The 15,547-nt window shown below is 57.1% G+C and carries 10 protein-coding genes; 8 read left to right on the forward strand and 2 right to left on the reverse strand.

The features are described from left to right. The first annotated feature begins 33 nt into the window (after positions 1-33). Positions 34-3,552: a double-strand break repair helicase AddA gene (gene addA / locus EMQ_RS12495; RefSeq protein ID WP_018307911.1), complete on the forward strand. Its 3,519-nt coding sequence runs from the start codon at positions 34-36 to the stop codon at positions 3,550-3,552. A gap of 149 nt (positions 3,553-3,701) precedes the next feature. Here addA and EMQ_RS12500 read toward each other — a convergent pair whose 3' ends face one another. Further along, complete coding sequence (locus EMQ_RS12500; protein WP_010668574.1) at positions 3,702-4,403, reverse strand: LexA family transcriptional regulator; 702 nt, start codon at positions 4,401-4,403, stop codon at positions 3,702-3,704. A gap of 268 nt (positions 4,404-4,671) precedes the next feature. Here EMQ_RS12500 and EMQ_RS12505 point away from each other — a divergent pair, with 268 nt between their 5' ends. Together EMQ_RS12505 and EMQ_RS12510 are read left to right on the forward strand one after the other, a co-directional pair. Continuing rightward, entirely contained in the window at positions 4,672-4,887 is a 216-nt protein-coding gene (locus EMQ_RS12505) for a hypothetical protein (RefSeq protein WP_010668575.1), read from the forward strand. Then, complete coding sequence (locus EMQ_RS12510) at positions 4,887-5,156, forward strand: helix-turn-helix domain-containing protein (RefSeq protein WP_010668576.1); 270 nt, start codon at positions 4,887-4,889, stop codon at positions 5,154-5,156. The genes EMQ_RS12505 and EMQ_RS12510 overlap by 1 nt, the downstream gene beginning before the upstream one ends. Before the next feature lie 683 nt (positions 5,157-5,839). Here EMQ_RS12510 and EMQ_RS12515 read toward each other — a convergent pair. After that, positions 5,840-6,196, reverse strand: coding sequence for a carboxymuconolactone decarboxylase family protein (locus tag EMQ_RS12515; RefSeq protein ID WP_018307910.1), 357 nt, complete (start codon positions 6,194-6,196; stop codon positions 5,840-5,842). 163 nt (positions 6,197-6,359) lie between these two features. On the opposite strand from EMQ_RS12515, the gene zapE reads away from it, so the two are divergent. The 5 genes from zapE to EMQ_RS12540 all read left to right on the forward strand — a co-directional run bounded on the left by zapE (position 6,360) and on the right by EMQ_RS12540 (position 15,373). Continuing rightward, positions 6,360-7,589 carry a cell division protein ZapE gene (gene zapE, locus EMQ_RS12520; protein ID WP_018307909.1) on the forward strand — a complete coding sequence of 410 codons (1,230 nt, stop codon included), beginning with the start codon at positions 6,360-6,362 and terminating at the stop codon, positions 7,587-7,589. A gap of 289 nt (positions 7,590-7,878) precedes the next feature. After that, on the forward strand, positions 7,879-10,737 hold the full coding sequence (locus EMQ_RS12525) for a 2-oxoglutarate dehydrogenase E1 component (RefSeq protein ID WP_018307907.1): 2,859 nt from the start codon (positions 7,879-7,881) through the stop codon (positions 10,735-10,737). Positions 10,738-10,933: 196 nt separating this feature from the next. Beyond that, positions 10,934-12,166, forward strand: coding sequence for a 2-oxoglutarate dehydrogenase complex dihydrolipoyllysine-residue succinyltransferase (gene odhB / locus EMQ_RS12530; RefSeq protein WP_010668571.1), 1,233 nt, complete (start codon positions 10,934-10,936; stop codon positions 12,164-12,166). Between the two features lie 170 nt (positions 12,167-12,336). Beyond that, positions 12,337-14,076, forward strand: a complete 1,740-nt coding sequence (gene lpdA / locus EMQ_RS12535; RefSeq protein WP_010668572.1) for a dihydrolipoyl dehydrogenase — start codon at positions 12,337-12,339, stop codon at positions 14,074-14,076. A gap of 364 nt (positions 14,077-14,440) precedes the next feature. Further along, positions 14,441-15,373 carry a L,D-transpeptidase gene (locus EMQ_RS12540; RefSeq protein ID WP_010668573.1) on the forward strand — a complete coding sequence of 311 codons (933 nt, stop codon included), beginning with the start codon at positions 14,441-14,443 and terminating at the stop codon, positions 15,371-15,373. The last annotated feature ends 174 nt before the right edge of the window (positions 15,374-15,547 follow it).

Raw genomic sequence — 15,547 nt, forward strand, 5'->3', positions numbered from 1 at the left:
AGCGCCCTTGGAAGCACACACAAGGTTGTCGGCATGACACTCCCCACCAGCGCCATCGACCTTGCCAACGCGCAGCAGAACGCGGCGTCTGATCCGAACGCGTCCGTGTTCGTGTCGGCGTCCGCAGGCAGCGGCAAGACCAAACTGCTCATCGACCGTCTGTTGCGTCTGATGCTGCCGCGTCAGAACCCGCACGATCCGACCGGACCGCTCATTCCCGGCACATGGCCGGGGCGCATCCTCTGTTTGACATTCACCAAGGCAGCTGCTGCGGAAATGGCGATCCGTCTCCAGCGTACGCTTGGGGAGTGGGTTACGCTGTCGGATGACAAGCTGGATCAGGCTCTTGGCAGACTGAATGTTCCGCTTTCGGCCCGTGCGGAAGCGCGTGCGCTGTTCGCCCGTGTGCTTGATCTGCCGGGCGGCATGCGGATCGGCACGATTCACGCTTTCTGCCAGTCTCTACTGCGTCGTTTTCCATTGGAAGCAGAGACCAATCCGCATTTTACGCTGATGGAAGATACAGACGCGTCTCTGGCTTTGTCGGAGGCGACGGAGGCGGAGTTGGGGCGTCTTCCTGCCAGTCTGGTGGAGCCTTTGGCCGCGCAGATTTCACTCGTGGATCTTCTGGGTCTGCTGACCGAACTCCGTTTCAGCGCTCAGAGCCATGAAGCGCTGAAACTTGCACGCACGGACAGGGAAGCCTTGCGGGCAAAGCTGCTCAGAGCACTCGGCGTGAAAGCGGTTCCTGATGGAGATCCGGTTCTGGCAGCGTGTGCAGATATTCCGGATGAGACAGAATTCAGAAACTTCATTGAAACAGTCAGTAAAGAAGCTTCTGATAGTGTTCAGAAAACGGCCGTTTCTATGTTGGACTGGCTTTCGCAATGTCCCCCTGAACGTGCTGCTTCGTGGTCTGCATGGTGCAATTTCTTCCTAACAAATAAGGGGGAACCACGTAAGAAGGGTGGTCTCAACGCTGTATTCATCAAAAAACATCCTGATATTCTTGAACGCTTTGAAGCTGAGACCAGACGCATTCTCGCTGTCGAGGAAACAAGCCGCGCTATTACGCTCGCCAATCTGACGCTTGCGCTGCTGCGTACGGCGGCTCCGGTTCTGGAAACCTACAGCACCGGCAAGGCATTACGCGGACAGGTGGAGTATGATGACCTCATTCTCCGTACGCTTGGCCTGCTTCGTGATCCTGGCGCGGCATGGGTTCTTTACAAACTTGATGGCGGTATCGACCATCTTCTTCTTGATGAGGTGCAGGATACTTCCCGAGAACAGTGGCGTATCGCCGGTGATCTGACAGAAGAGTTCTTCTCGGGCGTTGGTGCGCACGACGAAAATTCGGGGCCGCGCACAGTCTTCGCCGTGGGCGATTACAAGCAGTCGATCTATGGATTTCAGGGTGCCGATCCGGAAGCTTTCCGTGAATGGCGTCAGACTTTCGAAAGACGTGCGCAGAATGCTGAGGCACTCTGGCGGGAACCTCAACTCACCGTTTCGTTCCGTTCTACTACACCGGTCCTGACTCTTGTGGATGCAGTCTTCAATCATCCGCTTGCGGCGCGGGGCGTCAGCGAACCGGGTCAGGCGATGCCGCGTCATGAATCCGCCCGTCCGGGACAAGGAGGTCGTGTCGAACTCTGGCCGCTTGTGCCTCGCGCCATCGAAGGTGAAGAGGATGCCGCGGAACCTGATCCGTGGGCGGCAACCCGCAAGAATGTGGGGCAGATTTCACCACAGCAGCGCCTTGCGGATACGTTGGCTCGCTGGATAGCTGCACAGTTGTTGCAACCTCCTGCGCCGGGAGAAACGCAGCTGACGCCGGGCGATGTTCTGATCCTTGTGCCCCGTCGTTCCGCTTTTGTAAGAGCTCTGATCCGTGCGCTCAAAACAGCGGACGTACCGGTGGCGACGCTCGTGCGGACGGGTCTTGCGGACCAGACGGTGGTGCAGGATCTGATGGCGCTGTGCGACGCGCTACTTTTGCCACAGGACAATCTGACACTGGCCTGCGTGCTGACGTCGCCGCTCGGCGGTCTCAGCGATGACAGCCTGATGGCGCTGGCCATGGATCGGGACGGCGAACCACTGTGGACCGTGCTGCGTGAACGTCACGCCGAGCGTCCGGACTGGTCGGCGGCATGGAATTACCTGTCTGCCCTGTTTCGTCGCGTGGATTATGCCTCGCCTTACACGCTGTTGTCCGAGGCGCTCGGTGTGCATGGTGGTCGTGCCCGTATTCTTGCGCGTCTTGGTCCGGAAGCTGCCGAACCGATTGACGAGCTTCTCTCCGCCGCGCTGCGTTATGAGGAAAATCACGTACATTCCCTACAAGGTTTCCTGCACTGGCTTCGTAACTCGAATGAAAGCGTCAAGCGGGAAGCTGAGGCGACAGGAAACGCCGTGCGTGTGATGACCGCACACGGTTCGAAAGGATTGCAGGCGCGATTGGTCATTCTTCCCGATACGATCGGAACGCCCCGTTCCGACAGTCGGCTTCTCTGGCTTCTGGCGAAGGGAAGTGATTCGAGCCTGCCGGTATTCGTGCCGCGGACTGACACTGCCACAGAAGTGACAAAGGCCGTCCGTGAGAAACTTCGTGAGCAGGCAGCGGAAGAATATAACCGTCTGCTCTATGTCGCTCTGACCCGCGCCAGTGATCGGCTGGTGGTCTGTGGCTGGGAGACAGGACGCGCGCTCAGTGATGAAAGCTGGTACGCCCGGTGTGTGGATGGTTTCACTGCGGCTGGGGCCGTATCCGAGCCATTCGATCTTGGTTGGGAGGGGGAACGCCTCGTTCTGCAGGAGATTGCGACAGTCAGCCGAACAACGCACGCTGAAACAGTGTTGCCACCGTCAGCCCCACTCCCGGCATGGGCGGGGCATGCGCCTGACTGGACACCCACGCCACCGCCTACGGAATCTGCGCTGGCCCGCCCACTGTCGCCAAGCCGTCCGGATGACGCACCGTTTGGCGAACAGCCCTCCACGCGTTCTCCGCTGGATATTGCGGCACTGACTCCGAATGCAGCGCGAGAAGCGGCTTTTCGCCGGGGCACGCTTGTTCATGCATTGCTTCAGTTTTTGCCTGATAGACCGGAAGCGGATCGGACGGATGTAGGCTATAACTGGCTTCTTCAACCCGGCAATCAGTTGGATGAGCAGGAAGCAGCCCGACTGGTCGCGCGTGTCATTGAAGTGATGGAATCGCCTTTTCTGGCGCCATTGTTTGCAGAAGGCAGTCGTGCGGAGCAGAGACTGGCGGGTGTTGTCGGGGAGACTGTTATTGTCGGTCAGGTCGATCGCATGGTTGTATTGCCCGATCGTGTACTGGTCTGCGATTTTAAAACCAATCGTCGTCCTCCTTCATCCGTGGAGCGTACGCCGGTGATGTATCTGCGGCAGATGGCGGCGTATCGCGCTCTTCTGCAGGCGCTCTATCCGGGGCGCGCTGTGGAATGTTATCTGGTTTGGACAGAGGTGCCGACGGTGACTGTATTGCCCGGAGGACTCTTGGAGGAATATAGGCCGGGATAAAATTGATGTTCTAAAAACCTGAAGAAATCAAAGGGACTGTGTCCCTTTGTGTGGCAAAGTGCCAAGGAGAGCCATTCCATTTTGATTATATGGAATTTCTGAATTTTTCTGGAAAACACTCTCCAAAACGTCTTCTATATCCAGTTTGTTCAGACCCGCTGCATTGTCCAGACGACACGTCCAATAATGGTCATGGCATGCCCATCAGGTGAGCCGAGGCTGACCTGATCAGATGGGAAAGTTGCTGATTGGTACGCCGGATTATCGGACTGGACGAGAAAATCACCGTTAGCTGTGCGGGAAATCCTTTTTACGAACAGACCGCCATGCATCACGACAGCATAAACCCCTTCGATCCTTGTGGAAGGCTGGGTATCAACCAGCAGGCGATCACCACTGTGGATGGTGGGGAGCATGGAATCACCGTCAGCCGTGATCATGATCAGGCCGGAAGGTTGCAGCCCTAATTCGTCGGTCAGAAAGGATCGTGGAAACTGTATGGGGTGTCCCACACTTTCCTCACAGGTGCGACCAAAACCGGCAGACGCTCTGGCATCGTAATAAACGACGGCAACGGAAGAGGAGAGTTTGGTCTCTCCCGTCCAGAGCCATTCGACAGAGACGCCGAGTTCTCTGGATATTTCTTCAATTTTTGAAGGCTTCCAGTCTGCTCCTGGCTTTTGGTACTTCCCGATCATGGACTCGGAAATGCCAGTGGCGAGATGCAGTTGCCGTGCAGAGCCGTAACGCTGGATCGCCTGCGTCAGTCTTCCTTCGCGCGTTGAAGGATCCGGAGCCTCCTTCAGGGAAGGACCGCGGCGGCGACGGGAGTTTTTCTTTTCTTCCGCCATTACACAGTGCGATTTCGTGCTGAGAAAGTGTCTATATAATAACACTCATCCAACGAGGTTTTTTGCTTGCTTATATGAGTTAAATGGCTCATATTCTTCTCCGAAGGGACGATTGAAAGATCGTTAAAAACTTGCAAAATACCAGAATTGGCAAAAATCCTTACTCAATGGATGATGTATGTCACAGGTTGATCGTAAAAAACAAGCCCATTCACGCTCATACAGTGGACCAAATCCCATTCGTATGAGTGATCAGGAGTGGAGTGTCATGATTTCGGCTCTCTCAAATGAGCAGAAAGAGTTGCTGAGTGAATTACGTCATCGGGCGCAGTGTTGCACGCAGATGGCTGTTTCCGGGCCGCAGCCCACGGCTGTAACACTGGAAGTGGCGGAGACTGCGATGGATGCACTGCTGCGGAAATTGGCGGACATGGAAGTGAAGTTCCCATTTGAAAGGTTTCCTCTCTCAGGGAGTTATGCGTGATGGTCAGAAAGTTTGAAGCTGAGCGAGCAGAAGATCTGGGAAAGGCAGCCAGGGCGCTTTACGCAAAAGGAAAAAGTATTCGTGCCATTTCCGAACAGATTGGCGCGTCACGATCCTATGTCCATCGGATTCTGATGCGCGCACGGGCGGAACGTCTTGCCGCTATGGTCAGTCAGCGTCGCATTGCGCAGGGGAATGATCCTCTCCCTCCGGGAAACATTATCAGTATGGGAGCCATAAGTTTACATAATCGTCGGTATTTTCATTAAAAAACCTGTATCATGGCGCGAGTGTATCGCTTTATGCAGCCAGACAGTGTTCCATGGGTAATGTTTCGGGTGTCGATGAAACCGCTTTTCCTGATTGTGAAAATGTATGGTTGTAGAATGTTATATGTGAATTTTGAATTGAAAGATTTTATATCTGGGAAGATATCTTATTATTTCATTGGATATCCCGTTATAACTAATTGACGTGGAGTGCGTTTATCCAACTTCAACTCTGATGCTGATTGCAGCCCATCGGAATCAAGGTTTTTCGCCGAGCCGACTGGAAGATGAATATAGGTATTGTGGAGTCTATTATGGATAGAGTTTTTGGTTTCTATGTGTAATTAATAATTATGGATCAATTTTTGTTTGATCTGAATATGGGAATAATTCTCTATTGGAGAAGCAGTGTAGATAAAAACAGAAAAATATTTTCTATTCCTGTTTATTTTTCTCTATATCGTTTGTATTATTTTGTTTTAACCTGGTAACGATGATTTTTGTCTTGATATCTCAAGGGATTTATTGATTGCGCTGTTTTTCATTCGCTTGTTCTTTAATGCGAAGTTTAAAAAATCTCAAACGTAAAGCGGAGAGACAATCATTCCCCGTTTTCTGACTTCTCATTTTATATGGAAAGAAGGGCCTGAAGGAATATTCAGGCCCGTAATACCAGCCAGCAATCAGCCGCCGGCTTTTTTCGCAGCGTCAAATGCGTCCATGATACGGGTCGAGTAAACAAGCGCCGCTCCAGCATTCAAAGCAATGGCGACACTGAGCGCTTCCCCGATTTCCTCTCGGGTCGCGCCGGCCTTTACGGCTTCCGCAGCATGAATGGTGATGCAGCCGTCACAGCGGGTCGTTGCGGCGACCGCCAGCGCAATTAGCTCCCGCGTCTTTGCGTCGAGGTGACCGCTTTTTGCGCTCGCGCCGTTCAGGGCGAGAATGCTCGAGACCGTATCAGGCGCGACAGAGCTGTAGGCGCCGATGGCCTTGCCCAGATGCTCGCGTCGTTCATTCCAGTCACTCCAGTCCGTCATGTCCTGAATTCCTCTGTTGGGGGTGAAAGCGCCTCACGATAGGACGATGTCCGGAAGTCGCCTCTTCACCACCGCGTGAGTATGGTGTCACGAGCGAGTGTGGCCTATTGCCTCTCTCTTGCTGGTCACAGCAGGCCTCGCTATCGGCAGAAGCATGAATACCATGAACAGACAGCCCCTTTCCGCCCAGTCCCGGACTTCAGGCCAGCCTCAGGCTTCAGGTCCATTTGCGCTGTATGAAGAGCGTGTCGCCAGCGGCACCCTGCGGCGCGATCCGGATCAGGAACGAGTCGCCAGACGCCTCGACCGCCTGTGGGTCGAACTGGAGGCGTACCGTCCTGCTCCGGTCAGACCTCAGGAAGAGCGGAAAGGCCTGTTCTCGAAACTCGTCAGCAAGCTGCCGGAACTGCTGAACCGGACAGACGAACGCGTCGATGACGGTATTCCACGCGGGGTGTATATCGTTGGTCGTGTCGGTCGCGGCAAGACGATGCTGATGGACCTGTTCTTCTCCTGTGTCACGATCGAGAGGAAGCAGCGTATCCACTTTCTGACGTTCATGCAGGAAGTGCACCAGCGGCTCCGGACGCTCAAGGAAGCCAATCCGGGGATGAGCGATCCAATCCCGCCGCTGGCCCAGACCATCGCTCAGGATGCGACTCTGCTCTGTTTCGATGAGTTCCAGATCAATGACATCGCCGACGCCATGATTCTGGGGCGTCTGTTTGAGGCCCTGTTTGCGGCGAAGGTCATTATCGTCGCCACCTCGAATACCGTGCCTGGCGATCTGTTCCAGAATCGCCCCGGTGCAGATGCTTTCAAGCCGTTCATCACCATCATCCAGCGTCATCTGGATACGGAAGTGCTGGATTCGGAGACCGATTATCGCCGTGGACGCGATCAGGACGATACGACATGGATCGTCCCGGCTGACGAGACGGCCAGACGACGTCTCGACAAGATCGTAGCCCGTTATGGCGAAGGCCATCCGGTGGAAAAGGTGACTCTGGAATTCAGCGGGCGGACTCTTCCGGTCGACCACGCACAGGGTCCGGTTGCCCGTTTCGATTTCACTTCTCTGTGTAGCAGACCGCTGGGACCAAATGATTATTTGGCAATCGCCAAGAAATTTCCCGTTATTGTGATGGACGACATTCCATCGCTTGGACCCGACGATGCGAACGTCGCCAGACGCTTCATCACATTGATCGATGCCTTGTATGACAACGGCAATTTGCTGTTCGTCTCCGCCGACGACTCCCCGGATAACCTGTTTCCGTCAGGGGAGGGCGCGGACGCATTCGCCCGCACGGCGTCCCGCCTCATGGAGATGAGCAGCGAGAGCTGGCTGGCCCGTGCTCACGGTCCGGGGGGAGTCCTCTCCAGACCGTGACAGCCCGACGGCTTGTCGTGTCTTTTTCAGCGGTCTAGCAAATTCCGCAGTAACCCGGCCGGACCGGGTATGGCCGGGTCACCCGGTCGCGGAATGGAGACACTCAGGCCATGGATATGTTTGCAGAGACGCACTCGTCCCGTCTGAAGTCGCTTTCCTGCGGTCAGGTGACCAGTTCTTCAGCTTTGGACGTAACAGTCATGTCGAAACGGCCTATCGACCGGTTTGGGGAGGTGACACACAGTCCCACCTCCGCGAGCTTGAGAAGAAACACAGGAGCGTTCTGAAAATGGCGGGCAGCGATCTTCTTACGACGGCACTGAGCGGAAGCAATATTGCTTACGTGGCCGATCTGTACGCACGATGGGCCGAAGACCCGAAGAGCGTCGACCCGTCCTTTGCCGACCTGTTCGGCTCAATGGACGATGAAACGGCTTCCATCCTTCAGGACGCCTCCGGGGCCTCCTGGGCGCCGCGCAAATCCATCATCACGGGCGACGAGCCCGCCCCGGCTCCTGCCGGCGGCAAGGGCGCCGGTCTGGCTGCGACAGACAGCCTCGCCATCGCCCAGTTGATCCGGGCGTTTCGTGAGTTCGGTCATCTGGAAGCGCAGACCGACCCGCTGGGTCTGAAAGTTCCGGCTCCGACCGTTGAGCTTGACCCTGCGACCTACGGCTTTGGTCCAAAGGATCTCGATCGTCCGGTCTATATCGGCAAGCTGCTGTCTCCGATCCTGCCGGGCCGCGAGACCGCCAGCGTCAAGGAAGTCGTGGCGGCCCTGCGTCAGGTCTATTGCGGCGCGATCGGTGCGGAATACATGTATGCGCGCTCCGAAGAGCAGCGCGAGTGGTTCCGTTCCCGTCTGGAAGGCGACAACTGGCCCAGCAGCGTTACGGTCGATGAGCAGAAGTCGATCCTCAAGAACCTGACGGAAGCCGAAGGGTTCGAGTCCTTCTGCCAGAAGCGTTATGTCGGCGCGAAGCGCTTCGGTCTTGAAGGTGGTGAAGTCTCCATCCCGGCGCTGCATGCCGTGATCGATCAGGTCGCGCAGCAGGGTGTGAAGTCAGTCGCCATCGGCATGGCGCATCGCGGTCGTCTGAACACGCTGGTGAACGTCGTCCGCAAGCCTTACGTCGCGATCTTCAACGAGTTCGGCGGCGGCTCCTTCAAGCCCGATAACGTGGCCGGTTCCGGTGACGTGAAGTACCATCTTGGCTCTTCCACGGATGTCGAGATTGGCGGCCACTCCGTTCACATCTCTCTCCAGCCGAATCCCTCGCATCTTGAGGCGGTCGATCCTGTGGTCTGCGGCAAGGTCCGTGCCGCACAGGATGACGACGGTGACACCGAGAAGCGTCTGTCGCATATGGCGATCCAGATCCATGGTGATGCGGCCTTCGCCGGTCAGGGTGTGGTCTACGAGACGCTGTCCATGTCTCAGCTCGTCGGTTACCGCACGGGTGGTTCAATCCATATCATCGTGAATAACCAGATCGGTTTCACGACCAATCCGGTGAATGGCCATTCCGGCATCTACGGTTCCGACATGGCCAAGGCCATCGAGGCGCCCGTGCTGCACATCAACGGCGATAATGCGGAGGCTGTGGTCTACGCCTCGCGTCTGGCCGCTGATTACCGCCAGAAATTCGCCAGCGACATCATTCTCGATATCGTCTGCTATCGTCGTCACGGCCATAACGAGACCGACGAGCCGGCCTTCACGCAGCCCGTGATGTACAAGGCCATCGCCGGTCATGAGACGCCGCATACCGTTTACGCCAATCACCTGGTGAAAGCAGGCGTGCTGACGGAAGATGAAGTGAAGGCCCAGTGGGATGCGTTCCACGCGAAGCTGGACGAAGACTTCAAGGCCGCGCAGTCCTACAAGGTCAACAAGGCGGACTGGTTGGAAAGCAACTGGGCCGGTCTGCAGGCTCCCCCGAAGGCGGGTGAAGTCACGAAGGTCGAGACCGGTGTGTCGAAAGACGTGCTGACGGAAATCGGTGCTGCCATCACGAAAGTGCCGGAAGGATTCGATCTCAACAGCAAGATCGCCCGCCAGATGAAGGCGAAGGCGAAAGCCATCGAGACCGGCGAAGGCATCGACTGGGCGACCGGCGAGGCTCTCGGATTCGGCTCCCTGCTGCTGGAGAAGCATCGCATCCGTCTGTCGGGTGAAGATGTGCAGCGCGGCACGTTCAGCCAGCGTCATGCCGTGGTCATCGACCAGACTAACCAGCAGCCCTACACGATGCTGAACCACATCAAGGAAGGGCAGTCCAAGATCGATATCTGGAACTCGCATCTCTCCGAGTTCGCGGTGCTGGGCTTCGAGTATGGCTACACCATGCACAACCCGAACAACCTCGTGTTGTGGGAAGCGCAGTTCGGTGACTTCGCCAACGGTGCGCAGGTCATCATCGACCAGTTCATCGCCTCGGGCGAGACGAAGTGGCTGCGTATGTCCGGCCTCGTGCTGCTGCTGCCACACGGTTACGAAGGGCAGGGACCGGAGCACTCCTCCGCCCGTCTGGAGCGCTATCTCCAGCTCTGCGCTGAAGACAACATGTTCGTCTGCAACATCACGTCGCCGGCCAACTACTTCCACGCGCTGCGTCGTCAGCTGAAGCTGCCTTATCGCAAGCCGCTGGTGCTGATGGAGCCGAAGTCCCTGCTGCGTCACAAGCTGGCTGTGTCCACACTGGCCGAGTTCGAGACAGGCACGAGCTTCCGTCCGGTGATTGGCGAGATCGATCCGCTGGCTGACAACGCCGTCGAGCGCGTCATCATCTGCTCGGGCAAGGTCTACTATGACCTGCTGGAAGCTCGCCGCGACCAGAAGCTGGAGAAAGTGGCGATCATCCGCCTTGAGCAGCTCTATCCGTTCCCGGAAGCAGAGCTTGCCGCCGAGCTGAAGCGCTATCCGAACGCGAAAGAGATCGTGTGGTGTCAGGAAGAAACCCGCAACGGCGGTGGCTGGCACTTCGTCGATCGTCTGATCGAGGGCGCGCTGGGTGTGGCCGGTCACAAGGTCGGTCGTCCGGCCTATGTGGGCCGTGCTGCCGCTGCAAGTCCGGCGACGGGTCTGGCCAAGACGCATGCCGCAGAACAGGCCGCGCTGGTCAAGGACGCACTGGGACTGTCCTGACTGTCTGAAACATCGGGTCGCCATCATGGTGACCCGGTTCCGGTTGTACGCTTTTCCTCGCCTGTCTCGCAGACGTGATGAACAGGTGCCGGGAGCGTGAGTTTCGAAGACCTCCGGTTGGGGGCATAACTGAAGGATCGGTGTTGACGGAGTGAAACCGCAACATGCCGATTCGAAAAGGAAAGTGGGAAGCGAGATGTCAGTCGAGATCAAGGTGCCGACGCTGGGCGAGAGTGTCACGACGGCGACTGTTGCGAAATGGCTGAAGAAGGCCGGAGAGCAGGTGGCGGCTGACGAACCCGTTGCCGAGCTGGAGACTGACAAGGTGACTGTGGAGGTTCCTGCTCCACAGGCCGGTGTTCTGGGTCAGCCTGCCGTCAAGGAAGGCGACGAGGTCGAGGTCGGTGCGCTTCTGACCACTCTGGAGCCGGGTGGTTCCGCCAAGCCTGCCCCTGCCAAGGCACAGGCTCCGAAAGCCGAAGCCCCCAAGGCTGCCGCTGCGAAAGCCGCGCCGGCTCCGGCAACAAAATCTGCTCCTGTGGAACAGGCCGATGCCGCAACGGCATTCCCCGCCGCCCGCAAGATGATGACCGAGCAGGGCGTTTCCGCGCAGCAGATCGGCTCCGGTTCCGGCAAGGATGGTCGTATCACAAAGGGCGATGTGCAGGCCTTCCTGTCGCAGCCGCCGGTGAGCTCTCAGGCTCCCGCGAAGCCGCCGCGCAAGGACGATCCGCGTGAAGAGCGCGTGAAGATGACACGCCTGCGTCGCACGATCGCCCGTCGTCTGAAGGACGCGCAGAACACGGCGGCGATGCTGACCACGTTCAACGAGATCGACATGACCGCCGCGAAGGAAATGCGCGCCGAGTTTCAGGATCTCTTCGTGAAGAAATACGGTGTGAAGCTTGGCTTCATGTCGATCTTCTCAAAAGCCGCTATTGCCGCTCTCAACGAATTCCCGGCGATCAATGCCGAGATTGACGGCGATGACGTGATCTATCGTCACTTCATCAATCTTGGCATTGCGGTTGGCGGTCCGAACGGACTGGTCGTGCCGGTGATCAAGGACGCGGAAACCCTGTCTCACGCCGAGATCGAGAAGAAGATCGCAGGCTTCGGCAAGGCGGCCCGCGAAGGTACGCTGAAGATCGACGATCTGTCCGGTGGCACGTTCTCCATCACAAACGGCGGCATCTACGGCTCCATGCTGTCCACGCCGATCCTGAACGCGCCGCAGTCCGGTATTCTGGGTATGCACAACATCGTTGACCGTCCGGTGGCGGTGAACGGCAAGGTTGAGATCCGTCCGATCATGTATGTGGCGCTGTCCTATGACCACCGTATCGTTGACGGCAAGGAGGCTGTGAGCTTCCTCGTTGCTCTCAAGAAGTATGTTGAAGATCCCCGCAGCCTGCTGCTCGGACTCTGACACGCTTCACAGGCTTTTCCGTCCCGTGACGGAAGAGCCTGTTTGTTTCCGGAAGCTGTCTGATGAAGCTTTCATGCCTCTGAACGGAGAGGCGGACACAGACGATGGACGTGAAGCGGCTTTGTGCGCCACGATCAGCGTCGATCGACATTCAATCAGGACGGGAAAAAATGGCAATCGAAATCAAGGTTCCGGCGTTGGGCGAGAGTGTGACGTCTGCCACGGTCGGCAAATGGCTCAAGCAGCCGGGTGATGCGGTCGCTGTCGATGAGCCGGTTGTTGAGCTTGAAACCGACAAGGTGAGTGTTGAGGTCCCCGCTCCGGCTGCTGGCGTGCTGGAAACCCATGCCGTCAAGGAAGGCGATGAGGTCGAGGTCGGCGCAGTGCTGGCCATTCTGGCAGAGGGCGCGAAAGCCGCCGCTAAGCCTGCCGCTGCTTCCAAGCCTGCCGAAGCACCAAAGAAGGAAGCTACCCCGGCTGCTGAAAAGAAGTCAGCTCCAGCAGCGACAGAAGCGCCAGCCGAGACGGATTACGATCTCGTCGTGATCGGCGCTGGTCCGGGCGGTTATATCTGTGCCATTCGTGCCGCCCAGCTTGGTTTCAAGGTGGCCTGCGTCGAAAAGCGCGCCACACTTGGCGGCACCTGCCTGAATGTCGGCTGTATCCCATCCAAGGCGCTGCTTCAGTCGTCTGAAAACTATCATGCTGCCGAGCATGATTTCGCAACGCACGGCATCGATATCGCAGGTATCAAGCTCAATCTGGCGCAGATGCAGAAGCGCAAGGCCGGGATTGTCGAGGCCAACGTCAAGGGCGTTGAATATCTCTTCAAGAAGAACGGCATCACCTGGCTGAAGGGTGTCGGCAAGGTTGAAGGCACGGGTCGTCTGACGGTTGACGGCAAGCCTGTCACCGCGAAGCACATTGTCATTGCGGCAGGCAGCGACAGCGCTGGCCTGAAGGGCGTGGATGTCGATGAGAAGGTGATCGTCACCTCCACCGGTGCCCTCGAACTCTCCGCCGTGCCGAAGAAGATGGTTGTCATTGGCGGCGGCGTGATCGGTCTTGAGTTGGGCAGCGTCTGGCATCGTCTGGGCGCGGATGTGACGGTTATCGAGTTCCTTGATCGTCTGGTACCGGGAACGGATAATGAAATCGAGGCGGCTTTCCGCAAGATCCTGATCAAGCAGGGCCTGACGATGAAGCTGGGTCACAAGGTGACCAAGGCGGAGAAAACCGGCAAAGGCGTGAAGCTGACCGTCGAGCCTTCACAGGGCGGCGCTGCCGAGACGCTGGACGCTGACGTTGTGCTGCTGGCTATCGGTCGTACGGCGGCGAGCAAGAACATGGGCCTTGAAGAGGCCGGTATCGCTCTCGACAATCGTGGTCGTATCGAAGTCGATGAGCATTTCGCCACAAACGTGCCGGGTGTTTACGCCATCGGTGACGTGATCCGTGGCCCGATGCTGGCGCACAAGGCTGAGGAAGAGGGCGTTGCTGTTGCCGAAATCCTTGCCGGTCAGGCTGGGCATGTGAATTACGACGCCATTCCGGGTGTGGTCTATACATGGCCGGAAGTGGCGACGGTCGGCTTCACGGAAGAGCAGCTCAAGGAAAAGGGCGTCGAATACAAGGTCGGCAAGTTCCCATTCATGGCCAACGGTCGCGCTCGCGCCATTGGCATGACCGACGGGTTTGTGAAGGTGATTGCTGACGCAAAGACCGACCGTGTGCTTGGTACGCATATCATTGGTCCGGGCGCTGGCGAATTGATCGCGGAATGCACGATGGCGATCGAGTTTGGCGCTTCCTCCGAGGATATCGGTCGTGTCTGCCACGCTCATCCGACACTGAGCGAAGCGGTGAAGGAAGCGGCTCTGGGTGTTACCGGTCACTCGCTGAATATCTGACCGTCACTAGTCTGGTTAAGAAAAACGCCGCTGAGAAATCAGCGGCGTTTTTTGTTGGGAGCATGGTAGCAGACTGCTGTATCCGACGAGGCAGGACTGCTTCGTCGATTCATGTAAGGACAAAGCATATATTGTAAAAATTTTGCGTATTTTCATTTTTACTTAAAGTTAAAATACATAAATCACTACATTGTCCCATGTTTTTCCAAATTATGAACGACTATCAAGGATAGGTAGTGCAATCGGTGCGCGAAAAGAGGTTTGTTATTTCTTCCGGTAGCATGTAGCTCATCCTATGATAAAACAACACGCATAAGCAGTCCCGCGAGATCATGGACGGGAGGCATTGAGGAGAGAGTGCTGGATGAAGGTTTGGAGAACAACGCTGGCCTTGACGCTCGTAACTTCTGTTGAGTGTTCTTCGCCTGCTCTCTGCCAGTCTCCGGTTGCTCCCGGCACTCCGGCGGACACTGTAGCGCCGCCTGAGTCTCTGACCGAAAATGATGTGCCACCACCGGTTGTCATCCCGCCCTTGCCTTCGCTGGATGACAGTGAAGCCCGCATTGAAGCGAAAAAACTGGTGGTAGCCCTGCACAAGGAAGTGCCCGGTCTGCTGCCGTTGAGCGAGGCCCAGAAACTGCACTGGCTCAAACTGGCGCAGGAGACGATCGCCCGTTCGGATTTCCGTATTACGCGAGCACAGGTGGTTGTGGTCGTCGATCGCAATGTGAAAGTCCAGAAACTGGCGCTTGTTCTGGCGCTCCCCGATACATCGGACTGGCAGGTTCTTGGGAGTGTAAAAGTCTCGACCGGTAATACTGGCCGCAAGTATTACTACATCACGCCGACAGGTGTGTTCCCGAATACAGCCGACCGTCTGGGCTACAGGGCAGAAGGCACGAAGAACGAGAACGGTATTCGCGGTATTGGCGCAAAAGGAATGCGGGTCTGGGACTTCGGTTGGCAGAACGCCGTTAAAGGCTGGCTGGCATCCGGGGAAACCGGCGATATCCGCCTTGAGATGCACGCGACCGATCCCGATTTTCTGGAAAGCCGCCTTGGGCACCCGGCGTCCGAAGGTTGCGTGCGTATTCCCGCGGCCTTCAATGTGTTCATGGACCGCCACGGTCTGCTGGATGTCGAGTATGAACAGGCGGCCAGTTATGATGAGCGTTTCAAGGCGCTTCTGAGGAAAGACCGGGTGCCATCACCCATCGCGGGCGAAGCGCTGGTGGTGGTGGATTCCGGTGCGAAGCCGACCGCGCCGGTGCCTTTGACGACCGCGCAGAAGTCGTGAAATCCTTTTGCTTGAATGGGAGTTGCTGCCGGAAAGATAAACGGCAGCTTACGCCTTCATGGCCGACACCCAAGCGGGTCTGGCGGTTTCCCGAAAGCCGACATTGCTAGACGAACCGCGGTAGAGTGAGTTTGGGACGAAGCCGCCGTTTCAGCCAACAGCACCAAACCCCGG

Origin of the sequence: Acetobacter aceti NBRC 14818 (genome assembly GCF_000193495.2) — a bacterium.
GTDB classification, from domain to species: Bacteria; Pseudomonadota; Alphaproteobacteria; order Acetobacterales; family Acetobacteraceae; genus Acetobacter; species Acetobacter aceti.

What these genes read in the sequence shown, in the direction of transcription:
- zapE (WP_018307909.1), top strand. Translation starts at nt 6,360, where the DNA reads ATGAACAGACAGCCCCTTTCCGCCCAGTCCCGGACTTCAGGCCAGCCT.
- EMQ_RS12515 (WP_018307910.1), bottom strand. Translation starts at nt 6,196, where the DNA reads ATGACGGACTGGAGTGACTGGAATGAACGACGCGAGCATCTGGGCAAG.
- lpdA (WP_010668572.1), top strand. Translation starts at nt 12,337, where the DNA reads ATGGCAATCGAAATCAAGGTTCCGGCGTTGGGCGAGAGTGTGACGTCT.
- EMQ_RS12500 (WP_010668574.1), bottom strand. Translation starts at nt 4,403, where the DNA reads ATGGCGGAAGAAAAGAAAAACTCCCGTCGCCGCCGCGGTCCTTCCCTG.
- addA (WP_018307911.1), top strand. Translation starts at nt 34, where the DNA reads ATGACACTCCCCACCAGCGCCATCGACCTTGCCAACGCGCAGCAGAAC.
- EMQ_RS12510 (WP_010668576.1), top strand. Translation starts at nt 4,887, where the DNA reads ATGGTCAGAAAGTTTGAAGCTGAGCGAGCAGAAGATCTGGGAAAGGCA.
- EMQ_RS12505 (WP_010668575.1), top strand. Translation starts at nt 4,672, where the DNA reads ATGATTTCGGCTCTCTCAAATGAGCAGAAAGAGTTGCTGAGTGAATTA.
- EMQ_RS12525 (WP_018307907.1), top strand. Translation starts at nt 7,879, where the DNA reads ATGGCGGGCAGCGATCTTCTTACGACGGCACTGAGCGGAAGCAATATT.
- EMQ_RS12540 (WP_010668573.1), top strand. Translation starts at nt 14,441, where the DNA reads ATGAAGGTTTGGAGAACAACGCTGGCCTTGACGCTCGTAACTTCTGTT.
- odhB (WP_010668571.1), top strand. Translation starts at nt 10,934, where the DNA reads ATGTCAGTCGAGATCAAGGTGCCGACGCTGGGCGAGAGTGTCACGACG.